The sequence below is a fragment of the Nocardioides oleivorans genome, assembly GCF_004137255.1.
GTDB classification, from domain to species: Bacteria; Actinomycetota; Actinomycetes; order Propionibacteriales; family Nocardioidaceae; genus Nocardioides; species Nocardioides oleivorans.
Map to the genome: position 1 here is coordinate 1,065,696 of NZ_SDWT01000001.1, position 22,252 is coordinate 1,087,947.

The window sequence follows — 22,252 nt, forward strand, 5'->3', positions numbered from 1 at the left end:
GACCTGTCTACCCGCCACCCGAAGGGGCGTGCCCGCGCGCCTCGGCCCGGTCGGCCGGCTCCTCCGGGGCCGAGGCGCCCCGGGTCGTGACCAGCAGCAGCACGACGCCCACGACGGCCGCGACGAGCGAGGCCAGCAGGATCGCGATCTTCGCCTCCTCCGTCAGCAGGTCCGCGCCCGGGAAGGAGAGCCCGGCGATGAAGATCGAGACGGTAAAGCCGATCCCGCCGACCGCGCCGAGGCCGACCAGCATCGGCCACGAGGTCCCGTCGGGCAGCCGGCCCAGCCCCAGGCGTACGGCCAGGAACGACGCCAGGAAGATGCCGACCGGCTTGCCGACCACCAGCCCCAGCACGATGCCCACGCCGACGGGCTCGGTGAAGACCTTGTCGATCGCGCCGAGCTCGACGCCGGCGTTGGCGAGGGCGAAGACCGGGAGCACGACGTACGCCGACACCGGGTGCAGGCTGCTCTGCAGCCGCTCAACGACGGAGACCGACTCGCGCAGCAGGAAGCGCAACCGGTGCAGCTCGTCGGCGTCGAGCTCGTTGTCGCTCAGCGCGTCGACGGCGTACCCCCGGGCGACGTCCTCCTTGAGGAGCGCCGTCGCCGGGGCGAGCAGGCCGATCGCGACGCCGGCCAGCGTGGCGTGCACGCCGGACTCGAGCAGGGCGAACCAGACACCGACGCCGAGGAGCAGGTAGACGACCGTCGACCAGACCCGCAGCAGCCGCGCGAGCACCATCACCCCGAGCAGCCCGAGCGCGATTGCGAGCCACACCAGCGACAGGTCGGCGGTGTAGAAGACCGCGATCACCAGGATCGCGCCGATGTCGTCGACGATCGCGAGGGTCAGCAGGAAGAGTCGCGCGGCCGACGGGATCCGGCGTCCCAGGATGCCCAGCACCCCGACCGCGAAGGCGATGTCCGTCGCCATCGGGATCCCCCACCCGGCGTTGCCGTCACTGCCAGGGGGGTTGAGGGCGAGGTAGATGCCGGCGGGCACGACCATCCCGCCGACCGCGGCGACGATCGGCAGCGCGGCGGTCTTCGGGTCGCGCAGGTCGCCGTTGACCAGCTCGTACTTGATCTCGAGCCCCACGACGAAGAAGAAGACCACCATCAGCGCGTCGTTGACCCAGTGCTGGAGCGACTCGTCGAGGTGGAGCGGCCCCAGGTCGAGCACCAGGTGCGTGTGCCAGAGGGAGTCGTACGACGCCGCCCACGGGCTGTTCGCCCACACGAGTGCGACGGCCGCGGCGAGGAGCAGCAGCAGCGAGCCGGCGGCCTCGACCCGGAGGAACTCGCGCACCGGTCGGGCCACGAGCCGGGCCAGCGGCCGGTCGCTCGCGCTGTAGACGGGACCGGCCTCCCAGAGCTCGTCGAGCTCGCGGGGGTCGGGGGTGCCGGGACTGGAGGCCATGCAGGGCCACCTTTCGGGGTGGTCGTTCGGACATCACCGCGGCGTGGCACCACGGGCCGACCAGACTTCCCGGCTCACCTGGACCCCAGTCTAGACGCGGCCCGTTGGTAGGGTCACGACGTCACCACACCGGCGTACCTAAGGACACCTCCGCACATGGCACACGCACCGATCAAGGACGACGATCCGACGCTCGGCAAGCTCGTCATGGACGCGCAGCGCGACATCTCCTCGCTCATCTCGAAGGAGATCCAGCTCGCCAAGTCGGAGCTGAAGGTCAGCGTCCAGCACGGTGGGCTCGGCATCGGCCTCTTCGCCGGCGCGGCCTTCCTCCTGCTGCTCGCGATCATCATGCTGTCGGTGTCGATCGCCTACTTCATCCACTGGGCGGGCCTGGGCCTCCACTGGGCGTTCCTGATCGTGTTCGGCCTCTACGTCCTGCTCGCCGCGATCCTCGGCCTCGTCGGCGTGAAGCAGGTCAAGCAGGTCAAGGCGCCCGAGCGCGCGATCAAGCAGGGCAAGCAGATCCCGAACGCCCTCAAGGGCAAGGGCTGACGCTCGTCCCGCTCCGGGCGGTGAGCCACCCACATTCCGGAGCTCGCGAACGTGGCTGACGCACCGCCCGCGCAGGACATGCTCGCGACTCGCCGGCGAGCGGTGTCGCAGCCACATTCGTGACGCCGAGAACGTGGCTCACGCACCGCCCGGACCGCGGGGTACGACGGCTCAGCGCACGCAGGTGCCGGTGTCGACCGGCGAGGTGCGCGAGATCCCGGCCTCGGCGGACTCCGCGACCTGGTCGGCGGTGAGCGCGTACCCGGTGTCCTGGTCGCTGACCGAGGCGGCGAAGACCAGGCCGGCGACCTCGCCGGCAGAGGTGACGATCGGGCCGCCGGAGTTGCCGGGGCGGATCAGCGCGCGGAGCGAGAAGACCTGCCGGATCACGGTGCCCTCGCCGTAGATGTCGGGCGAACGCAGTCGCTGCTCGGCCCGGACGCGGCCGGTCTCGACGTCGTACGGCCCGTCCTCGGGGTAGCCGAGTACGGCGATCGGGTCGCGGGGCTCCACCTCGGTGTCGAACGCCAGCGACGGGACGCCCGCGTCGGCCACGGACAGGACGGCGATGTCGAGGTCGGGGTCGTAGAGCACGACCGACGCGACCACGCTCGAGCCGTTGACCTCGACCTCGGGCCGGGTGACGCCGGCGACGACGTGGGCGTTGGTCATGAGTCGGCCGGGCGCGTAGAAGAAGCCGGTGCCCTCGACGCCGCTCCCGCAGCCGTTGGCGCCCCGGACCTTGACCACGCTCGCCTCGGCGGCGACCACGTCGGGGTCGGTGAGCATCCGCGGGTCACCGGGCTTCACCGCGACGATGCGCTCGGGCGCGAACGGCTCGAGGTAGCGCGGGAAGAAGGTCGTACCGACGACGTTGTTGAAGGCCTGCAGCACCTTGCTCGAGTCGGTCGGCAGCGTCTGGTCGACCTTCGCCAGGATCGTGGAGTCGCGCACCAGGGGCGTGATCGCACCGATGCGCGTGCCGGAGACGGCCACGCCGAGCGCCCACGCGACGAGGAGCACCGCGACCGCGCTCAGCGCGGCGCCGCCGACCGCGTCGACCGCTCGCACCGGCTGCCAGGTGATCCGGTCGCGGATCCGGGTGCCGGCGAACTGCAGCACCGCCTGCCCGAGCGAGGCGGCGATGATGACGATGAAGAGCGCGCCCAGCGAGACCCACAGCGAGGGCGCCGCGTCACCGAGCGCGAGGGGCGCGGCCCAGATCCCGAGCATGCCGCCGAGCAGGAGGCCGGCCGTGGCGCAGGCACCGGTGATGAATCCCTGCCAGTAGCCGGAGAGCGCATAGATCCCCACGAGCGCGACGAGGCACCAGTCGAGGACGTTCATGGAGCTCACTCCTCGAGATCGGTGTTCGGCGCGACCTGTCGCGCGTTCTGGGGGACACCTTGCAGCATGTGGTCGGGCAGGTCACGCACCCGCGCCCGGTCCCAGTCCTCGGCCCAGCCCAGGTAGGAGAACAGCCGGGCGATGATGCCGGCGGTGAAGCCCCAGAGGATCACGTCACGGTCGGGGCCGATCAGGAAGCCCGGCCCGAGCCAGCCGCTGGGGTGGCGGACCTGGATCCGGTTGTCGGGGTCGAGCAGGTCGGCGATCGCGACGTGGTGGATCTCGTGCACCTCGGCCGGGCTGGCGATGTGCACGTCGCCGCGGTCGCGCCAGTAGCCCAGGACCGGGGTGACGGCGTTGTTGCTCGGCGGCAGCCAGAGCTCGGGGAGCTCCCCGAAGACCTCCACCTCGGCCGGGTCGAGCCCGATCTCCTCCCACGCCTCGCGCAGCGCCGCCTCGACCGCGGTCTCCCCCGGGTCGAGCGAGCCGCCCGGGAACGACACCTGGCCGGGGTGCGAGCGCATGTGGTGGTTGCGCTCGGTGAGGACCAGCTCGCCCCGGTGGGCGAGGTCGTCGGGTCCGGCGACGTCGCCGTCCCGGTCGGCGAAGACCATGAGCACCGCGCTGCGCCGGGGGTCGGCGTCCGCGGGCGGCATGAACCGGGTCAGCTCGTGCACGGTGATCGTCGACGACGCCTCGACCACGGGCGCGAGCCAGCCGGGGAGGGTCACAGAATGATCCCGAGGTTGTCGGCGACCAGCTGCTTGAGCTCGTCCATCGACTCCACGCCACCGGAGGTCTGGGAGACGACCGTGCCGTCGGCGTCGACGAAGACGAACGCCGGCAGGCCGCGGCGGCCGATCGCGAAGGCCTGCTCGACCATCAGCTCCCCGCCGGGGTCGGCGATCGCGGGGTAGGTGGCGCCCGTGCTCTCGGCCAGCGCCAGCGCGCGTGCGGGGTGGACGTCGTTGAAGTCGATGCCGATGACGGCGACCTGGTCGGCGTACTGCTGGTGGAACTCCTCCAGGACCGGCATCTCCTTCTCGCACGGAGCGCAGTTGGCCTGCCAGAGGTTGATCATCAGCGGTCCGCGGAGCGAGGAGAGGTCGACGTCGGGCCCGCCGCCGAGGCAGGGCAGCGTCATCTCCGGCAGGCCGCCGTCCACCGGGTCACCGGTGCCGGGCACGCAGTCCTCGATCCCGGCGCGGGCCTTCTGCTCGCGCAGCGCGGGCGTGTCGACCTCGACGTCGGGAGGGCGTACGTCGATGCTGCCGCCGCTCATCGACGACCAGGTGAGCCAACCGACGCCGAGGCAGGCCAGGACCGCCACCGCGAGGAGGAGCTTCCTCATGCGGGGCCTTGCGTGGTCACGAGCTTCTCGGCCTCGATCGGGTCGGTCGGGCCGACGCCGAAGGACGGGCACAGCCGTGCCACCGGGCACGCGCCGCAGGCGGGCTTCTTGGCGTGGCAGCGCCGCCGGCCGTGCCAGATCAGGTGGTGCGACAGCATGGTCCAGTCGCGCGGCGCGAAGAGCGCACCGATCGCGTGCTCGACCTTGACCGGGTCGGTCTCCTCGGTCCAGCCCATGCGGCGGACAAGCCGGCCGAAGTGGGTGTCGACGGTGATGCCGGGCTTGCCGAACGCGTTGCCCAGGACGACGTTGGCGGTCTTGCGGCCGACACCTGGGAGCTTCACCAGGTCGTCGAGCCTTGCCGGCACCTCGCCGCCGAAGTCCTCGACGAGCGCCTGGCTGAGCTTGAGGAGCGAGTCGGTCTTCTGCCGGAAGAACCCGAGCGGCCCGAGCAGCTGCTCCATGTGCTCGCGCGGGGCGGCGGCCATCGCCTCGGGCGTCGGGTAGGCCGCGATGAGGGCCGGGCTGGCGGCGTTGACCCGCCGGTCGGTGGTCTGCGCCGAGATCACCGTGACGACGAGGCACTCGAAGGCGTTGGCGAAGTCGAGCTCGGCCCGGGCGTCGGGGTAGGTCTCGGCGAGGATCCGGTCGATCTTGCGCGCGCGTCGCACGAGGGCGGTGTCGGGCTTGGGGATCTCGACCTTCACGGCCTTCTTGGCAGTCGGGGAGGGCGGCACCCGCCCAGCCTACGGTCCGGCTCCGACACCGGCTCAGCCCGCGGCACACGGAGGTTCAGTGGGCAGATTCACGCCTGTGAGGCAGCACACGGCTAGGATCGTGCCGATCCCGACCGCACCGCATGGGACGCACTCGACTTGGAGGAACAACGTGGACAACGACGTGCTCCGGCAGGCACCGCTGTTCAGCTCGCTCGACGACGAGGCAGCGACCGCGCTGGGCAACTCGATGGCCGAGACGACGCTGCGGCGTGGTGACGTCCTGTTCCACGAGGGCGACTCGGGCGACAAGCTCTACATCGTCACCGAGGGCAAGGTGAAGCTCGGCCGCTCCTCCTCCGACGGCCGGGAGAACCTCCTCGCGATCATGGGCCCCGGCCAGATGTTCGGCGAGCTCTCCCTCTTCGACCCGGGCCCGCGCTCGGCCACCGTCACCGCGGTGACCGACGCGACCTTCGGCTCGCTGTCGCACGACGACCTCCTCCGCTGGCTCGACGGCCGTCCGCAGGTCGCCCGCGGCCTCCTCTCTCAGCTCGCCTCGCGGTTGCGCAAGTCCAACGACGTCGTCGCCGACCTGGTCTTCTCCGACGTCCCGGGGCGGGTCGCCAAGGCCCTGCTCGACCTCGCCGACCGCTTCGGCCGCACCGCCGACGACGGCGTCCACGTGCACCACGACCTCACCCAGGAGGAGCTCGCCCAGCTGGTCGGCGCCTCCCGCGAGACGGTCAACAAGGCGCTCGCCGACTTCGCCTCGCGCGGCTGGCTGCGCCTGGAGCCCCGCTCCGTGGTGATCATGGACCTCGAGCGCCTCTCGCGCCGCGCCCGCTGACCCTGCTCGAGATTTCTCGTACGGCCTGACCCCCGCCGCGACGCATCTGTGCGTCATCAGTGGTGAAGGGGGTCCTGATGACCGATCGATCCGGGTTCGACCAGTTCGTCCACGCGCGCGGCCCCGCCCTCGCGCGGACGGCGTACCTCCTCACGGGTGACCACCACCTGGCCGAGGACCTCGTGCAGGCCGCGCTCGCCAAGGCAGCCCAGCACTGGGAGCGCATCGACACCTCGCCGGAGGCCTACGTCCGGCGCACGATGTACCACCAGAACATCTCGTGGTGGCGACGCCGCAAGCTCACCGAGACCTCGCTGGGGTCGTACGACGCCCCGGTGGCCGCGGCCGACCCGACGATCCGGCTCACCCTCGAGCAGGCCCTGCGCCGGCTCACCCCGCGCCAGCGCACCGTGCTGGTGCTGCGCTACTTCGAGGACCTCACCGAGGTCCAGACCGCTGCCGCGCTGGGCATCTCCAGCGGCGCGGTGAAGTCCATGTCGCGGCAGGCCCTCAAGCGCCTGCGCGACCTTTCACCCGAGCTCGCCGACCTCGTGGGAGCAGACGCATGAGCACCGACCTGCGCGAGGAGCTCGACGCCCTCGCGAGCACCCAGACCTTCACCGCCGACCCCTCCGCCTGGGACCGTGGCCGCCGTGCGCGGCGTCGTTCACAGGTGACCCGCGGAGCCGCCGTCCTCGCCGTCCTGGCGGTGGTCGTCGGCGTCGGGGCACTCGCCCTGCAGCCCGACCGCGAGGCCCGCACGGCCGACACCGAGGTGCCGGGCGGAGCGCTCCCCAGCGAGATCAACAGGACCAACGTGCCGTTCACGTCGGAGGTGCCTCGCGGCCGAGCATCGGTGGCCTTCGTCGACAACGGCGCCGGGATCACCCTCATCGGAGCGGAGAACGGGGACTACCACCAGTTCGCGTACGACGACCCGGAGCGCGCCCTGTCGGTCGATCCACTCGTCGCGCTCTCCCCCGACGGGATGCGCCTGGCCTGGACGGGGGCGACCGACCGGATCGTCCTCGCCGACCTCGCGACCGGCGAGACGACCGCCTTCGCCCACAACCAGGGCCGTGGCGCCGAGGTCACCTCCCTGGCGTGGCGGACGGACTCGACCACCCTCATGTGGAACGGCGACACGGACGGCGAGGCCGCGGGGGGCTATATCGACGTCACCGGGCCTTCCGAGTACGCCGGTTTCGACATGACGAGGTACGGGACCTACGGCTTCCCGTCGCCGAGCGCCGACTTGGTCGCGCTGGCGTCGCAGGGTGAGGTGAGCGCCGCTCCGTTCGAGTCCGCGCCTGACCGACAGCGGCGCATCGACCGGGGCCAGGAGGTCGACCGTCCGCTCCCCACCGAGCTCTACCCGGACGGCGCCGTCGTCACGCCGGTCGGGTGGGCCGACGAGGACCTCGTCGTCGCAATGATCGACCCGCCCCCGAGTGACGTGGTCGAGCGACCACGCCTGGCCGTCTTCACGTCCCCGGGTGCCTCGGACCCCCAGTGGCGCGAGTTCCTCCCGGACCTCCCGGACGTCACATCCCTCTCCTTCGCCGTCGACCTCGTCCCCGACCTCACCGGCGACCCCGACCAGGAGCTCACGCACGACTTCGGCGACTGACCGAGATTTCCCGGGCCTGGTGCCACCCGGCACGACGCTGGCCTGCGTCTGACGTCGTACACCACTATTTTCCGGGGGAGGTGACACCGGTGATCACTGACGACGAGGCGGGCTTCGCCGAGTTCGTGGCGGGACGGCAGGCTGCGCTGTCGCGGACGGCGTACCTCCTGACCGGCGACCACCACCTCGCCCAGGACCTGGTGCAGGCCGCGCTGCTGCAGGCGGCGAAGCACTGGCGACGGATCCACACCTCGCCGGAGGCCTACGTGCGACGGGCGATGTACCACCAGAACATCTCGTGGTGGCGGCGTCGGCGCCACGTGGCCGAGACGGCGCTGGGTGCGTACGACGGCGCGTCCACGTCGCCCGACAGCGACCTGCGACTGACGCTCGACGAGGCGCTCGGGCACCTCACCACCAAGCAGCGCACCGTGCTGGTGCTGCGCTTCTACGAGGACCTCACCGAGGTCGAGACCGCACGTGCGCTCGGGCTCTCGACCAGCACGGTCAAGTCCACCACCCGCCAGGCCCTCGCCCGGCTGCGGACGCTCGCGCCCGAGCTCGCCGAGCTGATCGGAGCAGACGCATGAGCACCCCACGACGTTCTTGTCCCCCGCTCCGCTCCTCCCAACAACGCCGCAGGGACCCCGCATGACCGACCTCCGCGCCACCCTCCAGCGGCTCGCCGACTCCGCCGAGCCGCTCCCCGTCGCCGACGACCTCTGGGCCCGCGGGCAGGCCTCCCGCCGCCGTGGTCAGGCCCTCGTCGTGGCCGCCGTGCTCGCGATCATCGCCTCCGTCACCTGGAGCGCCGTCCTGCTCGGCTCCGACGACCGCGAGGCGCGCACGGCGTCCACCGACGTCGTGCCCGGCGGCGCGATCCCGAGCCGGATCAACGACCCGGGCGACCTCCCGCTGGAGGGAGATCTGGCCGTGGGTCGGGTGTCCGTCGCGTTCACGGGCTCGGACGGGCACCCCGTCGTGGTGACGGCCGACGACGGGCGCTACCACGCGCTCGACCTGACGGGCTGGGATCACGGACTGGTGTCGGTCAGCCCCGACGGGAGCACCCTCGCCTGGACGATCGAGTCCGATGCCGAGGGACGCCCTCGCGAGGGATTCGCACTCCTGGATCTCACGAGCGGCCGGGTGCGGCTCATGTCCAGTGGTTCCGTGGGCTCGTTGACCCCGGAGGGATTGTCGTGGTCGCCCTCGGGCCAGTGGCTCACCTGGTTCGTCGACGACGACGTGTCGCGGACGCAGATCGGTGCCGGGAGGCAGGAGACGACAGTCATCGGGAAGCAGGTGCAGTGGTCTGCGGTGGACGACCAGGGCGTCATCACCTTCTATGCCCAAGGACCTCGCCGGTGGTCGCAAGACCGGGTCCACGAACGGATCAAGACGTCCGAGGACACGTCCGTCGACATCGGGCGTCGAGGTCACTCGGCCGCGGTGGCCTCGCCCTCGGGCGATGCCGTCGCCCTGGTGTCCAACGGGGACACCGCGGCGGTCGACTTCCTGATGGGCGGCCGCTTCGAGGAACGCGCACTCGCCACTGACCTGTACCCGGACGGAGCGTCCGTGCGACCTCTGGGCTGGGCCAGCGACACCCTGGTGGTGGCGCAGGTCGACGGAGCGGACGGCTCGTACGTCGAGGGCTCGCACCTCGCGCTGCTCACCGCTCCCAACGCCCCCGAGTCGGAGTGGACGTACCGGATCGTCGCCCGCGACATCCCCGACCGAGCAATCTCGGTCGCCGTCGACCTCATCCCCGACCTCGACGGCACCTCGTCCCAGCAGCTGACCCACGACTTCGGCGACCCGCTCGGCAGCGACCAGCGCGACCTCTCGTGGATCATCGGCCTCGGCGTCGCGGCAGCGATCGGCGTACTCCTGGCGCTGCGGTGGCTCCTCCGTCGTCTGCTGGGGTAGCCAGAACGCACTGGACTGCCTCGGGTCGGGTCAGCCCGGGAAGGCCCGCGGGTTGCGCCCGGCGAACGCCACGAGCCGCTCGTAGGCCGTCGCGTCGTCGGGCAGGGGGACCTCGGGGTCGAAGGCGCCCGAGCGGTTCTCGTCGGTGAGCCCCTGCTGCATCGTGGCGAGCGCGGTCTCGGCGACCGCGTCGTCGAGCTCGACGTCCGACCCGGTCGAGTGGACGAGGTCCCAGGAGTGGACGGCGTACTCCGCGACGGCGAAGGCCGCGCTCCCCTGCTGCTCCTCGGGCAGCCCACGGACGCCGGCGAGGAACGCGTCGGCCGAGGCGCGGAACCTCGAGGCGTGCTCGCCGTCGGCGATGCCGGGATCGGCGGCCCAGTCGACCTCCTCCCCGCGCGCCATCTGCGCGAAGCGGTCGGGCGAGGCCGCGACGTGCGAGGCGAGCTCGCGCACCGTCCAGCCGACGCAGGTGCTGGGGTTGTCGAGCTGGTGGGTGCCGACGGCGTCGAGCGCGCGTCCGGCCTGGTCGAGCGCCGCCTCGAGGGTGTCCACGGAAGAGGTCATGGACCCCACCTCACTCCTCGGTCCGGGCAGGCGCAAGGCCCTCCACGGAGCGGAGGTGGGCCAGCACCGCCAGCACCCGACGGTTCGTGTCGGGCTGCTGCTGCAACCGGAGCTTGGCGAAGACCGAGCCGACGGCCGGCTCGACCGTCTTGACCGACAGGTGCAGGCGCTCGCAGATCGCCGCGTTGGACAGCCCCTCGGCCATCAGCTCCAGCACCTCCTGCTCGCGCGGCGTGAGCCCCGCGAGGTGGCCCGCCCGTCGCTCGCCCTCGACGAGCTCGCGCAGGGTCAGGTGCTCCAGCACGAGGGCCGCCTGGGCCGCGAGGTCGTCGAGCAGTCGGACGTCGGCGGTCGACAGCGGATCGGTCCGCCCCACGACGAGGGCGCCGGCACGGGAGCCCGAGAGCCCGACCAGCCGCGAGGCGGCCGGCAGGTCCGCGGCGGCGACCGGTTCGGGGTCGAGGCCGGTCGGCGGCCATGTCCCGACCACCTGCAGCCGGTCCGCCGTACCGAGCCACAACGACGCCGGGGCGCCGAGCGCCTCCGACGTGGCGCGCGCCAGGTCGGTCGGCAGGTCGTCGGCCGCGGGCCCTCGGCGCGACAGCCACGTGAGCGCTGCGTACGCCGCTGCGTGCTGGCCGTGCACGATCGCCAACCCGGCGACGAGTGGAACGAGCGGTACGGCGAGCAGCCCGGGGGTCGGCGTACGCCATCCCGCGAGGCCCACCACGAGGACCGTCAGCGCGACTGCGGCGGCCAGCAGCAGCCACGCGAGCTGGCGTCGTACGTCACCGCTCGCGCCGCGCCACCGCAGCCAGATCGCGACGGGCCAGAGCACCTGGCACAGGACGTACGTCGGGTGCGCCAGCGCCGACCACAGCGTGGCCACGCCGTCGGGCGCGGGTCCGGCGAAGGGGTGTGGGACGGCCAGGCCTGCGGCGGCGTACTCCACCGGCCACAGCAGCGACAGCGTCGAGCACGTGATCGTCAGCGCCGCGACCACGGCGACCACCGGGCGCCATCGAAGCGACGGCATCCTCCCGTCCGGGAAGGCGATGACGGCGAGGGTCACCAGCCCGATCCCGAGCGCGATCGGCCAGACCCCGAGCCACGCGGCCCACTGCACGGGCACGGACGTCGGGTCGCCCGCGTGCCCGACCTGGCGGCCCCAGAACATCACCGCCTGCACCGCTCCCGCCACGACCAGCAGGGCACCCTCCGGGTGGCTCCTGCGCTGGTGCAGGACGTAGGCGCCGACCAGCGTGAAGGCCAGCGCGAGCAGGCCGTTGTGCAGGTTGGTCAGCCAGACGCCCTGCGCCAGCCCCCAGGTGACGAGCAGGACCACCGCGCTCACGACCAGCAGCGGCACGAGGCCGCGCGGGAGCCGGGGTGGACCGCCTGTCATGCCGCTCATCGTGGCACCGGGCGACGCCGCGGGACACAGGGTTCTCCCTGATGTTCACGGCAGGGTCAGCCCCGTACCGCTCCACGGCGACAGCGCCCAGCGTGGACGGCATGACCCTCACCGAGACGACACCCGCGACCACGACCACCCCGACCGACCGCCTGCTCGACGGCTCGCTCGCGGTGGCCCCGCTGCTCTACCTCGCCGCCGACACGACCTACGCCGTCCGCGGGTGGGACGACGCCACCGCCGGCGTGCTGCACGTGCTGGGCGCGATCGCCTACGGCTTCGTCGTCCTCGCCGTGGCCTCGTGGCTGCCGCGCGGTTCGCGCCTGGCCGCCGCCGTCGTGCTGACCGGGCTGATCGGCGCCGCGGGCAACGTCGCCTACGGCTTCGACACGATCCACCTCTCGCTCGGCGACACCGCCCTCGTCGACCAGCCGGGCGCGGCCAACCTCATCAAGCCGCTCGGGCTGTTCTTCCCGTTGTCGTTCGCGCTCGTCGCCGTCGCGCTCGCCCGGCTCGGCCACCGCTGGCAGGCAGCGCTCGTGCTCGTCGCCATCGTCGCCTGGCCGGTCGCGCACATCGGCAACATCGCCGCCGTCGCGGTGCCGGTCAACGTGGTGCTGGTCGTGGCCTTCGGCAGCCTGCTCTGGACCCGTCAGTCCTCACCGAGGTAGGCCAGCTGAGCGCGCACCGACAGCTCCGCCGCGCCCCACAGCACCGGGTCGACGTCGGCGTACACGATCTCGACCACCGCGCGCGCGGGGTCGTCGACGTCGGGGAGGGTCGCCAGCGCCGCACGCACCTGCTCCAGCCGCTGCTCGCGATGCGCGAGGTAGAAGTCGAGCGCCCCCAGCGCGTCGTCTATGACCGGGCCGTGGCCGGGCCAGACGGCGGTGATGCCCTGCTCGCCGCAGAGCGCGTGCAGCCGCTGGAGGGAGGAGAGGTACGCCCCCAGCTGGCCGTCCGGGTGCGCGACGACGGTGGTGCCGCGGCCGAGGACGGTGTCGCCGGTCAGCACCGCCCGGTCCTGCGGGACGACGAAGGACAGCGAGTCCGACGTGTGTCCCGGCGTCGCGACGACGTGCACCTCGAGGCCGCCGACGGAGATGACGTCACCCTCGCCGAGGCCCTCGGAGCCGAGCCGGTAGTCCGGGTCGAGGGCGCGTACGCCGCACCCGTGCCGTTCGGCGTACTCGCGGGCCGCCTCGCTGTGGTCGGCGTGGTGGTGCGTCAGCAGGACGACCGAGACGTCACCGGCCGCGGCGTCGATCGCGGACAGGTGCGCGTCGATCGACGGGCCGGGGTCGACCACGACCGACCGCGACGAGTCGGGGTCGCGCAGCACCCACGTGTTGGTGCCGTCGAGGGTCATGATGCTGGCGTTGGGCGCCAGCACGCAGGTGCCGGTGGCGCCGAAGCTGCCCCCCGACCAGGGCGACGACCGGGGCGACGACGAGGTCATCGAGCAGCCATCAGCGCGGCGTAGGCCGGCGGCGTGGAGAGGATGAACTCCTCACCGTCGGCGACGACCTCGGGCATGAACATCTCGACCGTGCGGCCCCGCGCGTCGTCGAGGACGGCGGCAGGGTCGGCGTGCTGCCCGACCTCCAGGCAGGTCAGCCAGGTCGGCGGGAGCATCAGGATCTGCTGCTCCTCGACCTGGGCGACGGCGTCGAGCGCGCCGGTCCACATCACCGACGACGACTCGGTCGAGACGTCGCGGGTGACCTGGCCCTCGGGGAGCAGCGCGACGAAGAACCACGTGCGGTAGCGACGCGGCTCGAAGACCGGTGTCAGCCACCCCGACCACGCGCCGAGCAGGTCGGTGCGGAGCACCAGCGAGCGCTTCTCGAGGAACGAGGTGAGCGACAGCTCGCGCGACTCCAGTGCGACGCGGTCGGCCTCCCAGTCGTCGCCGGTGGTGTCGGCGACGACCTCGGTCGGGCTCGCGCCGGCGAGCAGCACCGACGACTCCTCGAAGGTCTCGCGCACCGCCGCGCACACGAGCGCGCGTGCCCGGGGCTCGTCGCAGCCGAGCCGGGTCGCCCACTCGGCGGGCGAGGGACCGGCCCAGAGGCCGCGGTCGACGAGCTCGTCGTCGAAGTCGCGGGGGTCGACCCCGCCGCCGGGAAACACGCACATCCCGCCGGCGAACGCCATCGACGTCTGCCGCCGCAGGAGGTAGACGTCCGGTCCCGCCGCACCGGGGCGCATCAGCACCACCGTCGCGGCATCGCGCGGCTCCGCCGGCGTGGCGTCGCCGGCGGCGTACGACCGCGCCTGGGTGACGAGGGCGTCGGGCAGCGGGAGCCGCTGCATCAGACCTCGACGATGATCTCGACCTCGACGGGGACGTCGAGCGGGAGCACCGGCACGCCGACGGCGGACCGGGCGTGCTTGCCGGCCTCGCCGAAGACCTCGCCGAGCAGCTCGGAGGCGCCGTTGGCGACCCGCGGCTGGCCGGTGAAGTCGCTGGTGGAGGCGACGAACGCGACGACCTTGACCACGCGCTTGACGTGGTCCAGCGACCCGATCTCGGCCTTCACCGCGGCGAGCGCGTTGAGCGCGCACTGGCGGGCGCACGCGTAGCCCTCCTCCTCGGTGACCTCGCCGCCGACCTTGCCGATGGCGAGCATCTCGCCGTCCTTGGCGGGCAGCTGGCCGGAGGTGAAGACGAGGTTCCCCGTGCGGGCGGTGGGCTGGTAGGCCGCGACCGGCGGGACGACCTCGGGGATCGTGATGCCGAGCTCGGCGAGCCTGGCCTCCGCGCCCACGTCAGGCCTTCTGCTTCTTCAGGAAGGCGACCAGGCCGCCCTGGGCGTTGGTGTGGATGGCCACCAGCTCCCAGCCGTCCTGGCCGAAGTTGTTGAGCATCAGCGCTTCGTTGTGGAGCGGAATCGGCGCCACCTGGTATTCCCACTGGGTCATGGATCGCACCCTACTCGGGCCGGACGTGGCCCCTCCGACGTCCTCCCGTGGTCCGACGCGCGGCACCCGCGCGCCGTCTAGCCTTCGCCCCATGCCAGCAGTCGGGCCGTCCGCGATCGACCAGCACCCGTGGCGCCTCGGCGTGCACGGACGGCAGTGGCTCGACCGGTTGCTCGTCGGCGGACTGCTGGTGCTCGGGCTGGGCCACGTGCTGTCCGGGCAGGCCGCGTCCGCGTGGTTCACGCTCCTCGAGGTGGTGCCGCTGGCATGGCGTCGTACGCACCCCTGGCCGGCCTTCGTCGCCGTGGCCACGTCCAGCGCCCTGCAGGCCGTCGTGGTCGGCGAGCCGACCGTCGGGCAGCTGGCCTTCCCCATCGCCGTCTACTCCGTGGCGCGCTGGTCGTCGCGGTCGCGCGGTGTCGCTGCGCTCCTCGTGGGGTACGCCGGCGCGCTGGTCGCCGCGGTCCGGTGGCTGATCGGCTTCGGCAGCAGCCTGTCCCCGGCCGCGCTCATCCCCTACACCGTGACCATCGGCGCGATCGTGACCGCCGCCTGGGCGCTCGGCTTCGCCGCGCAGGAGCGGGAGCGGTACGTCGCCTCCCTCCTCGCCCGCGCCGAGCAGGCCGAGCGGATGGCCGAGCGCGAGGTGGAGCTGGCCGCCCGTGACGAGCGCTCCCGGATCGCGCGCGAGATGCACGACGTGGTCGCCCACGGCCTGTCCGTCATCGTGATCCAGGCCGACGGTGCCCGCTACGCCGCGGCCAAGGACCCGTCCGTGGCCGTCGGGACGCTCGAGACGATCTCCACCACCGGGCGCAGCGCGCTCGCGGAGATGCGCCGACTGCTGGGGCTGCTCCGCGACGGCGACACGGGTGTGGTGCCACAGCCCGCGCTGGAGGACGTACGCCACCTGGTCGACGAGGCGCGCGCCGCCGGGATGCGGGTCGAGGCCGACCTGCCGGACACGCTGCCCGAGGTGCCCGACGGCGTCGGGCTGGCGGCGTACCGCATCGTCCAGGAGGCGCTCACCAACGTCCGCAAGCACGCCGGGCCCTCGGCGTCGGTCCACCTCCGCCTGGGGGTGGGCCGCGAGGTCGACGTCGAGGTGCGCGACGACGGCCGGGGGGCCGCCGCCGACTCCGACGGGCACGGCCTCGGCCTGGTCGGCATGCGCGAGCGGGCCGCGGCTCACGGTGGATCGGTCACGGCCGGACCGTCGACCGGGGGCGGGTACGTCGTGCGTGCGAGGCTGCCGCTGTGAGCGACCCAGCGATCCGCGTCTTCCTCGTCGACGACCAGCAGATGGTGCGGGCGGGCTTCCGGATGCTCGTCGAGAGCCAGGACGACATGACCGTCGTGGGCGAGGCCGGCGACGGTGGCGAGGCCCTGTCACAGCTCGCCGTGACGTCCGCCGACGTGGTGCTGATGGACGTCCGGATGCCGCGCCTCGACGGCGTCGAGACCACTCGGCGACTGCTGGCGACCGACGCGCCGCCGCGGGTCATCGTGCTGACCACCTTCGACCTCGACGAGTACGCCTTCGCCGCCATCCGCGCCGGCGCCTCCGCCTTCCTCCTCAAGGACGCCGCGCCGCCCGACCTGCTCGGCGCGATCCGCTCCGTGGTCGCCGGCGACGCCGTGGTCGCGCCCAGCACCACCCGCCGGCTGCTCGACCACTTCGCCGCGCTCCCCGACCCCGCGGCACCCGCCACCGACGACCGGCTCGCGCTGCTCACCGAGCGCGAGGTCGAGGTGCTCACCCTCATCGCGCGCGGTCGTACGAACACCGAGATCGCCGCCGACCTCGTCGTCGCCGAGACGACCGTCAAGACCCACGTCGGCCGGATCCTCGCCAAGACCGGATCCCGCGACCGCGTCCAGCTGGTCGTGCTCGGCTACGAGTCGGGGCTCGTGAGGGCCTGACCGCGCCAGGGAGTCACCGGATATCCGGTGACCGCCCCGGTTGTCGGCCGAGATCTGGGTGCCGAAGCGGGAGACTCGGGTGCAAAGGTCAGCCGCCCACGACCCGGTCGAGCCACTCGCCGAGCAGCACCCGCTCGGGCGGGCTCAGGGCCTCGAGGTCGGGAGCGGCGGCCCGCAACGCGATGGCCGCAGCGACCGGACCACCCGACGGGTCGATCGGGGCGTCGGTCAGGATCGAGGCCAGGACCGCCTCCATCATGTCCTCGCCCAGGGCCGGGTCCCGCTCCTCGGCAGGCGTCGCGAGGAGCGAGTGGATCGCACCGACGCCCGCCGCCTGGATGAGCGCGACGGCGCGCGCCTCGGGCACCAGCAGCCGACCGGCGACGGCCACCCGGCGCACCCGCGAGACGAGGACCTCGCGGCCCACGCGCGCCGCCGGCGACCCCGCGACGCGGTCCGGGTCGCTCAGCAGCCGGAAGACGGCCGGGTTGGCGAGGCCGAACTCGATCTGCCGGCGCCAGCTCTCCCGCAGGTCGTCGACGGGGTCGACGTCGGCCTCGGCGGCCGCAGCCATGACGGCGGACTTGTCGGCCACGAAGCCGGCCATCACGTGCTCGGCGACCGCCTCGAGGAGCCCGTCCTTGTCACCGAAGAGGCGGTAGATCGTGGGCGCCTGCACGTGGGCGAGCTCGGCCACTCCGCGGGTGGTCATCGCGGCAGGCCCACCCTCGTGGAGCAGCCGGCTCGCCGCCTCGACGATCGCGTCGCGGGTGTCGGTGCGGGTCTTCTGCATGGCAACCACCGATCAAGGATAACGGCGACTTGATAACACGGTCCGGCGATCTACGCTCGATCTGTTATCACTGCTAACATCAAGGACCTAACAATGATCTTCGTCACCGGTGCCACCGGCGCCCTCAACGGCGCCACCGTCGACCACCTCCTCCAGCACCTGCCTGCCAGCGACCTCGTCGTGGTGGCGCGCGACGTCGCGAAGGCCGACCGGTTCGCCCGTCTCGGCGTCGAGGTCAGGCGGGGCGACTACGCCGACCCAGCCTCGCTGCCCGCGGCCTACGACGGTGCCGACCAGCTCCTCCTGGTCTCGTCCAACGACCGCACCGCCGACACGGTCGAGCTCCACCGCAGCGCGATCGACGCGGCCGTCGCCGCTGGGGTCGGGCGGGTCCTCTACACCAGCCACCAGGCGGCCGCGCCGGACAACCCGTTCCACCCGGGCGAGGTCCACTTCGCCACCGAGCAGCTCCTGGCCGGGTCGGGCGTCCCGTGGACGTCGCTGCGCTACGGCTTCTACGCGCACAGCCTCCAGTGGCTGGCCGGGCCCTGGCGCGAGACCGGCGTGATCGCGGTCCCGGGCGACGGACCCGTGTCGTGGACGGCGCGCGAGGACGCCGCCGAGGCAGCCGCCGCCGTGCTGCTCTCCGACGGCGCCCACGACGGCCCGGTGACGCTGACCGCCCCCGCCGCGCCGACGTTCGCCGAGATCGCGGACACCGCGTCCGAGCTGGTCGGTCGCACGATCACCAGCCGGGTCCTGACCGAGGCCGAGTGGCTCGCCGCCCAGGCGGCCGCGGGTGTCCCCGAGCAGATGTCGGGCTTCCTGCTGGGCTTCTACCGCGCCGCCCAGGCCGGCTTCTTCGCCGGCACCGACCCGCTGCTCGGCGAGCTCCTCGGCCGCGAGCCCCGCAGCGCGACGGAGGCACTCGCCGCGCCCTGACCCGACACCTGAGGACGGGGCGTACGCCCGGGTGGCCGATCGACGTACGCCACGTCCTCAGGTGGCAGGTCCTCCTGGGGTCGTACGACGACCACGCGAGGTGGCACCCCGGACCGAGCCGACGTCCGTGCCGGGGGCCGACGACCGCGGGGCCGGGACCGACGAGCGTTGTCCCCATGACGACCACACTCGGAACGACGACCAGCACCGCCGCCAGCGCGCGCGGCCTCACCCGCACCTACGGCAGCGGCGACAGCACCGTGCACGCCCTGCGCGGCGTCGACCTCGACGTCCCGGCCGGCCGCTTCACCGCGATCATGGGCCCGAGCGGTTCGGGCAAGTCCACGCTGATGCACTGCCTCGCCGGCCTCGACGTCGCGACCGACGGCAGCGTGAGCGTCGCGGGCCGCGACCTCGCCGGCCTCGACGACACCGCCCTCACCCTCTTCCGCCGCGAGCACATCGGCTTCGTCTTCCAGGCCTTCAACCTGCTCCCGATGCTCACCGCCGGCCAGAACATCCTGCTCCCGCTCGAGCTCGCCGGCCGCGCGGTCGACCGCGCCCGCTACGACCAGGTCGTCGGCGTCCTCGGCCTCGCCGACCGGCTCGGCCACCTGCCCAGCCAGCTCTCCGGCGGCCAGCAGCAGCGCGTCGCGATCGCCCGCGCACTGGTCACGCAGCCCGACATCGTCTTCGCCGACGAGCCGACCGGCAACCTCGACAGCGAGGCCAGCGCCGAGGTCCTGGGCCACCTGCGCCGCTCGGTCCGCGAGCTCGGGATGACGGTCGTGATGGTGACCCACGAGCTCGACGCAGCGGCGTACGCGGACGACGTCGTCGTCATCCACGACGGCACGGTCACCGCGCACCTCACCGACCCCGGCCAGGACGATCTCGTCACCGCGCTGCGTGGGCGGACCGCCTGATGCGCACCGTGCTGACCGCCTCGTTGCGCCACCACACCCGGAGGTACGTCGCCGCGTCGCTCGCCGTGATCATCGGGGTCGCGTTCGTCGTCGTCACCGGCATGCTCACCGGGGCCACGCGATCCGGGCTGACCGCCGACGTCGGCGCCCCGGTCGCCGGGCTCGACCACGTCGTCACGATCCACGACTCACGCGAGGGCGCCCGGCTCCTCGACACCGCCGCCGAGCGCGACGTCCCCTCCCTCGTGATCGGCTACGCCATGGAGCCGGTCTCCCGCGACGGCGTCGAGCTCGCGCCCGCCGCCGACGTCTCCGAGGTCTCCCTCGACCCCGCCCTTCAGTGGCAGGAGCTCGAGGCCGGCCGCTTCCCGGCCGCGGCCGGCGAGGCCCTCGCCGACGCCAACGCCGCCAAGAGCACGGGCGTCGAGGTCGGTGACACGCTGCGCATCGGGACCGGCGACCTCGCGACGGACGTGGAGGTCGTCGGGCTCGTCGACAGCCCGGCGGGCGCGAGCTCGTCCCTCTACGTCCCGTGGTCGACGCTGGAGGGCTTCCGCGACTCCACCCTGTGGGTCGACGCAGTCGCGTGGGGCGGCTCCACCGACCTCGCCGCCGAGGTCGCGCCCGGAGCGACGATCGAGTCCGCCGAGACGTGGGTCGCCGCCAGGCAGGCCGAGATCTCCCGCGGCGTCGACGTCATCGCGATCATGGCGCTGGTCTTCGTCTTCATCGCGCTGTTCGTCGGCGTGCTCGTCATCGCCAACACGTTCGCGATCCTCTTCGCCCAGCGCCAGCGCGACTTCGCCCTGCTCCGCTGCGTGGGTGTGACCCGCCGCCAGCTCCGTCGCGCGATCCGCCTCGAGGCACTGGCCATGGGCGTCGTCGCGTCGGTGGTCGGCATCCTCGTCGGCACCGCCCTCGGCTACGGCCTGGTCGCGCTCGTGCACCACTGGTACGCCGACATGGGGGCCGCCGCGATCGACCCGAGGTGGACCGGTGCCGCGCTCGCCGTCGGAGTCGTCGTCGCCCTCGCCGCGGCCTGGCTCCCGACCCGCGCGGCCACGAAGGTCGCCCCGCTGGCCGCGCTCCGGCCCGACACCGGCGTCGACGTACGCTCCACGGCCGGGCGCCTCCGGCTGGCGCTCGCCGCGCTGTTCCTCCTCGCCGGCGCCCTCCTGATGGCCGTGTCGATCGGCACCCACACCGTGCCGGTCATGCTCGGCGGCGGCGCGATGTCCTTCCTCGGCGTGCTGCTGCTCGGCCCGGTCCTGGTGCCCGCGCTGATCCGGCTCGTCGGCCGGGTGTCCGGCTCCGGGCCCGTCCGGCAGCTCGCGACAGGCAACGCGGTGCGCAACCCGCGGCGTACGGCGACCACCGCCGCGTCGCTGCTCGTCGGCGTCACCCTCACGACCGCGGTGCTCACCGGGCTCGCCTCGTCGCGCACCGAGATCACCCGGGAGATGGACGACGACTACCCCGTCGACGCCTCGATCACCGCCGTCGACCGGCCGCTCGACGCGGACCTCGCCAGCCGCACCGAGGCGGTCGACGGGGTCGCCTCCATTGCCTCGCTCGCAGGCACCACGGCCACCATCGGCAAGGTCTCGTTCCCCGTCGTCGGCGCCACCCAGGAGCCCGGCGTCGTCCGCGGCACCGATGACCTGGTGCCGGACGACGGCGTGCTCGTGCTGCCGTACGACGTCGTCAACGAGCTTCCGACGAAGCTGGGCGACCAGGTCTGGGACGACGAGCAGGCGACGATCACCGTGGGCGGTCGCGAGCGCACGCTCCGGGTCGAGCTGTCCAGCGGCTGGGGCCGCTCGGGCATCGTCTCGGCAGCCACGCTCGCGGCGCTCGACCCCGCCCCGCAGCCGACCGCGATCTGGGTCCGCGCGGGCGACGGCGCCGACGCCGAGGACCTCCGCGGAGACCTCGCCGCCCTGGCCGGGGCGTCCGGGGCGGGCATCGACGGGGGCTACAGCAACCGCACCTGGGTCGACCTCCAGGTCGACATCCTCACCGGCGCCGTCGTCGGGCTGCTCGCCATCGCGATCGTCATCGCGCTGGTCGGCATCGCCAACACGCTGGGCGCGTCCGTGCTCGAGCGGGGGCGCGAGAACGCGCTGCTCCGAGCGATGGGCCTGACCCGCTCGCAGCTGCGTCGGGCGATGGCGGTCGAGGGACTGCTGCTGTCGTCGGTCGCCACCCTGATCGGTACGACGCTGGGGCTGGTGTTCGCGTGGGTCGGGGTGAAGGTCATGGTCGGCACGGTCGTCGAGGACGCCGGACTGACCGTCCCGGTGCTGCAGCTGGCCACCGTCGTGGTGGTCGCTGCGCTCGCCGGCCTGGCCGCGTGCGTCGTACCGGCCCGCAAGGCCGCACGGGTCACGCCGGCCGCAGGCCTGGCGCTCGACTGACCACGCGCGAGGCCCCGGACCTCCACGGGGGAGGGTCCGGGGCCTCGGGGTGCGCGCGGTGCCGGCGGCTTGCTCAGGGGAGCGCGCCGCGCGACAGCGTCGTCGTACAGCTCCCGGCGGGCTCGTCGAGCGTCGCCGACGCGCTCCACGGAGCGTTGGTGGCGGGCCGCACGTCCTCGACCGTCGTCTCGACGGACTCGACGACCGAGCCGTCCTCGTCGAGCCAGCTCACGGTGACGACGTAGTCGGCCGCCTCCCGGCCGCGGTTGCGGACGGTTCCCGTCGCCTCGAGCTCGCCGCCACCCGACGGGCAGGCGGTGATCCTCAGGTGGTTGAGGGCGTTCGACCGGTCCTGCAGGGTCGCCGACACGGGGGTCGCCTCCGCCGCGGCCGACGGCTCCCCCGACCCCTCCCCCGACCCCTCCCCCGACCCCTCCGCGGACGGCGAGGGCTCGGGGCTGCCCGAGCAGGCGGCCAGCAGCGTCAACGCCAGCGCACTCAGCAGCGCGGCGCTGCGGGTGGACGTGCGGTGCTCGTCCAT

Annotated in this window: 25 protein-coding genes; 12 read left to right on the forward strand and 13 right to left on the reverse strand. The window is 73.0% G+C overall.

Features of this window, described 5'->3' with window-relative positions; all coding sequences use genetic code 11:
• Positions 1-7 precede the first annotated feature (7 nt).
• Entirely contained in the window at positions 8-1,423 is a 1,416-nt protein-coding gene (nhaA, locus tag EUA93_RS05135) for a Na+/H+ antiporter NhaA (protein WP_129399156.1), read from the reverse strand.
• Positions 1,424-1,579: 156 nt separating this feature from the next.
• Between nhaA and EUA93_RS05140 the strand changes: the two genes are divergently transcribed.
• Positions 1,580-1,978: a phage holin family protein gene (locus EUA93_RS05140; RefSeq protein ID WP_129399157.1), complete on the forward strand. Its 399-nt coding sequence runs from the start codon at positions 1,580-1,582 to the stop codon at positions 1,976-1,978.
• A gap of 171 nt (positions 1,979-2,149) precedes the next feature.
• On the opposite strand, the gene EUA93_RS05145 is transcribed toward EUA93_RS05140, so the two are convergent.
• Genes EUA93_RS05145 through nth form a run of 4 tightly spaced genes read right to left on the reverse strand, consistent with a single transcriptional unit; the run spans position 2,150 to position 5,413 of the window.
• Positions 2,150-3,325 (reverse strand): MarP family serine protease, encoded by a 1,176-nt coding sequence (locus EUA93_RS05145; RefSeq protein ID WP_129399158.1) that lies wholly within the window; start codon positions 3,323-3,325, stop codon positions 2,150-2,152.
• A 5-nt stretch (positions 3,326-3,330) separates the two neighbouring features.
• Positions 3,331-4,056 (reverse strand): NUDIX hydrolase, encoded by a 726-nt coding sequence (locus tag EUA93_RS05150; RefSeq protein ID WP_242497245.1) that lies wholly within the window; start codon positions 4,054-4,056, stop codon positions 3,331-3,333.
• Positions 4,053-4,676 carry a TlpA family protein disulfide reductase gene (locus EUA93_RS05155; RefSeq protein ID WP_129399159.1) on the reverse strand — a complete coding sequence of 208 codons (624 nt, stop codon included), beginning with the start codon at positions 4,674-4,676 and terminating at the stop codon, positions 4,053-4,055. The genes EUA93_RS05150 and EUA93_RS05155 overlap by 4 nt, the downstream gene beginning before the upstream one ends.
• Positions 4,673-5,413 (reverse strand): endonuclease III, encoded by a 741-nt coding sequence (gene nth, locus EUA93_RS05160; RefSeq protein WP_165355064.1) that lies wholly within the window; start codon positions 5,411-5,413, stop codon positions 4,673-4,675. The genes EUA93_RS05155 and nth overlap by 4 nt, the downstream gene beginning before the upstream one ends.
• A 151-nt stretch (positions 5,414-5,564) precedes the next feature.
• Between nth and EUA93_RS05165 the strand changes: the two genes are divergently transcribed.
• From EUA93_RS05165 to EUA93_RS05185, 5 genes are all read left to right on the forward strand, one after another.
• Entirely contained in the window at positions 5,565-6,242 is a 678-nt protein-coding gene (locus EUA93_RS05165; RefSeq protein WP_090968825.1) for a Crp/Fnr family transcriptional regulator, read from the forward strand.
• Positions 6,243-6,319: 77 nt separating this feature from the next.
• On the forward strand, positions 6,320-6,811 hold the full coding sequence (locus EUA93_RS05170; protein WP_129399160.1) for a SigE family RNA polymerase sigma factor: 492 nt from the start codon (positions 6,320-6,322) through the stop codon (positions 6,809-6,811).
• A complete protein-coding gene (locus tag EUA93_RS05175; RefSeq protein WP_129399161.1) occupies positions 6,808-7,872 on the forward strand; it encodes a hypothetical protein in 1,065 nt (354 codons plus the stop codon). Before EUA93_RS05170 ends, EUA93_RS05175 begins: the two co-directional genes overlap by 4 nt.
• Positions 7,873-7,961: 89 nt before the next feature.
• Positions 7,962-8,462: a SigE family RNA polymerase sigma factor gene (locus EUA93_RS05180; RefSeq protein ID WP_207208605.1), complete on the forward strand. Its 501-nt coding sequence runs from the start codon at positions 7,962-7,964 to the stop codon at positions 8,460-8,462.
• Between the two features lie 61 nt (positions 8,463-8,523).
• The gene (locus tag EUA93_RS05185; protein WP_129399162.1) at positions 8,524-9,804 is read left to right on the forward strand and encodes a hypothetical protein; all 1,281 of its coding nucleotides are present in this window, start codon (positions 8,524-8,526) and stop codon (positions 9,802-9,804) included.
• 30 nt (positions 9,805-9,834) lie between these two features.
• On the opposite strand, the gene EUA93_RS05190 is transcribed toward EUA93_RS05185, so the two are convergent.
• Both EUA93_RS05190 and EUA93_RS21760 read right to left on the reverse strand, forming a co-directional pair.
• On the reverse strand, positions 9,835-10,371 hold the full coding sequence (locus tag EUA93_RS05190) for a TIGR03086 family metal-binding protein (RefSeq protein WP_129399163.1): 537 nt from the start codon (positions 10,369-10,371) through the stop codon (positions 9,835-9,837).
• 10 nt (positions 10,372-10,381) lie between these two features.
• Positions 10,382-11,776 (reverse strand): helix-turn-helix domain-containing protein, encoded by a 1,395-nt coding sequence (locus EUA93_RS21760; RefSeq protein ID WP_242497246.1) that lies wholly within the window; start codon positions 11,774-11,776, stop codon positions 10,382-10,384.
• Between the two features lie 110 nt (positions 11,777-11,886).
• On the opposite strand from EUA93_RS21760, the gene EUA93_RS05200 reads away from it, so the two are divergent.
• Positions 11,887-12,456: a hypothetical protein gene (locus EUA93_RS05200; protein ID WP_129399164.1), complete on the forward strand. Its 570-nt coding sequence runs from the start codon at positions 11,887-11,889 to the stop codon at positions 12,454-12,456.
• On the opposite strand, the gene EUA93_RS05205 is transcribed toward EUA93_RS05200, so the two are convergent.
• From EUA93_RS05205 to EUA93_RS21480, 4 genes are read right to left on the reverse strand one after another with little or no spacing between them, the layout of a single operon-like run.
• Positions 12,438-13,244 (reverse strand): MBL fold metallo-hydrolase, encoded by an 807-nt coding sequence (locus EUA93_RS05205; protein WP_129399165.1) that lies wholly within the window; start codon positions 13,242-13,244, stop codon positions 12,438-12,440. The two genes, EUA93_RS05200 and EUA93_RS05205, sit on opposite strands and share 19 nt — an antisense overlap.
• On the reverse strand, positions 13,241-14,101 hold the full coding sequence (locus EUA93_RS05210; RefSeq protein ID WP_129399166.1) for an NUDIX hydrolase: 861 nt from the start codon (positions 14,099-14,101) through the stop codon (positions 13,241-13,243). The genes EUA93_RS05205 and EUA93_RS05210 overlap by 4 nt, the downstream gene beginning before the upstream one ends.
• The gene (locus tag EUA93_RS05215; protein ID WP_129399167.1) at positions 14,101-14,556 is read right to left on the reverse strand and encodes a RidA family protein; all 456 of its coding nucleotides are present in this window, start codon (positions 14,554-14,556) and stop codon (positions 14,101-14,103) included. The genes EUA93_RS05210 and EUA93_RS05215 overlap by 1 nt, the downstream gene beginning before the upstream one ends.
• A 1-nt stretch (position 14,557) precedes the next feature.
• Positions 14,558-14,710, reverse strand: coding sequence for a Sp36 family protein (locus EUA93_RS21480; RefSeq protein ID WP_165354369.1), 153 nt, complete (start codon positions 14,708-14,710; stop codon positions 14,558-14,560).
• Positions 14,711-14,801: 91 nt separating this feature from the next.
• Here EUA93_RS21480 and EUA93_RS05220 point away from each other — a divergent pair, with 91 nt between their 5' ends.
• Positions 14,802-15,971: a sensor histidine kinase gene (locus EUA93_RS05220; RefSeq protein WP_165355066.1), complete on the forward strand. Its 1,170-nt coding sequence runs from the start codon at positions 14,802-14,804 to the stop codon at positions 15,969-15,971.
• Complete coding sequence (locus EUA93_RS05225) at positions 15,968-16,633, forward strand: response regulator (protein WP_129399169.1); 666 nt, start codon at positions 15,968-15,970, stop codon at positions 16,631-16,633. The genes EUA93_RS05220 and EUA93_RS05225 overlap by 4 nt, the downstream gene beginning before the upstream one ends.
• Before the next feature lie 88 nt (positions 16,634-16,721).
• On the opposite strand, the gene EUA93_RS05230 is transcribed toward EUA93_RS05225, so the two are convergent.
• A complete protein-coding gene (locus EUA93_RS05230) occupies positions 16,722-17,426 on the reverse strand; it encodes a TetR/AcrR family transcriptional regulator (protein ID WP_129401092.1) in 705 nt (234 codons plus the stop codon).
• A 93-nt stretch (positions 17,427-17,519) separates the two neighbouring features.
• On the opposite strand from EUA93_RS05230, the gene EUA93_RS05235 reads away from it, so the two are divergent.
• From EUA93_RS05235 to EUA93_RS05245, 3 genes are all read left to right on the forward strand, one after another.
• Positions 17,520-18,368 carry an NmrA family NAD(P)-binding protein gene (locus EUA93_RS05235; protein ID WP_129399170.1) on the forward strand — a complete coding sequence of 283 codons (849 nt, stop codon included), beginning with the start codon at positions 17,520-17,522 and terminating at the stop codon, positions 18,366-18,368.
• A 176-nt stretch (positions 18,369-18,544) separates the two neighbouring features.
• Positions 18,545-19,294: an ABC transporter ATP-binding protein gene (locus tag EUA93_RS05240; protein WP_129399171.1), complete on the forward strand. Its 750-nt coding sequence runs from the start codon at positions 18,545-18,547 to the stop codon at positions 19,292-19,294.
• A complete protein-coding gene (locus tag EUA93_RS05245) occupies positions 19,294-21,711 on the forward strand; it encodes an FtsX-like permease family protein (protein ID WP_129399172.1) in 2,418 nt (805 codons plus the stop codon). Before EUA93_RS05240 ends, EUA93_RS05245 begins: the two co-directional genes overlap by 1 nt.
• A 73-nt stretch (positions 21,712-21,784) precedes the next feature.
• Here the strand turns inward: EUA93_RS05245 and EUA93_RS05250 are convergent, their stop codons facing one another.
• Complete coding sequence (locus EUA93_RS05250; RefSeq protein ID WP_129399173.1) at positions 21,785-22,252, reverse strand: FxLYD domain-containing protein; 468 nt, start codon at positions 22,250-22,252, stop codon at positions 21,785-21,787.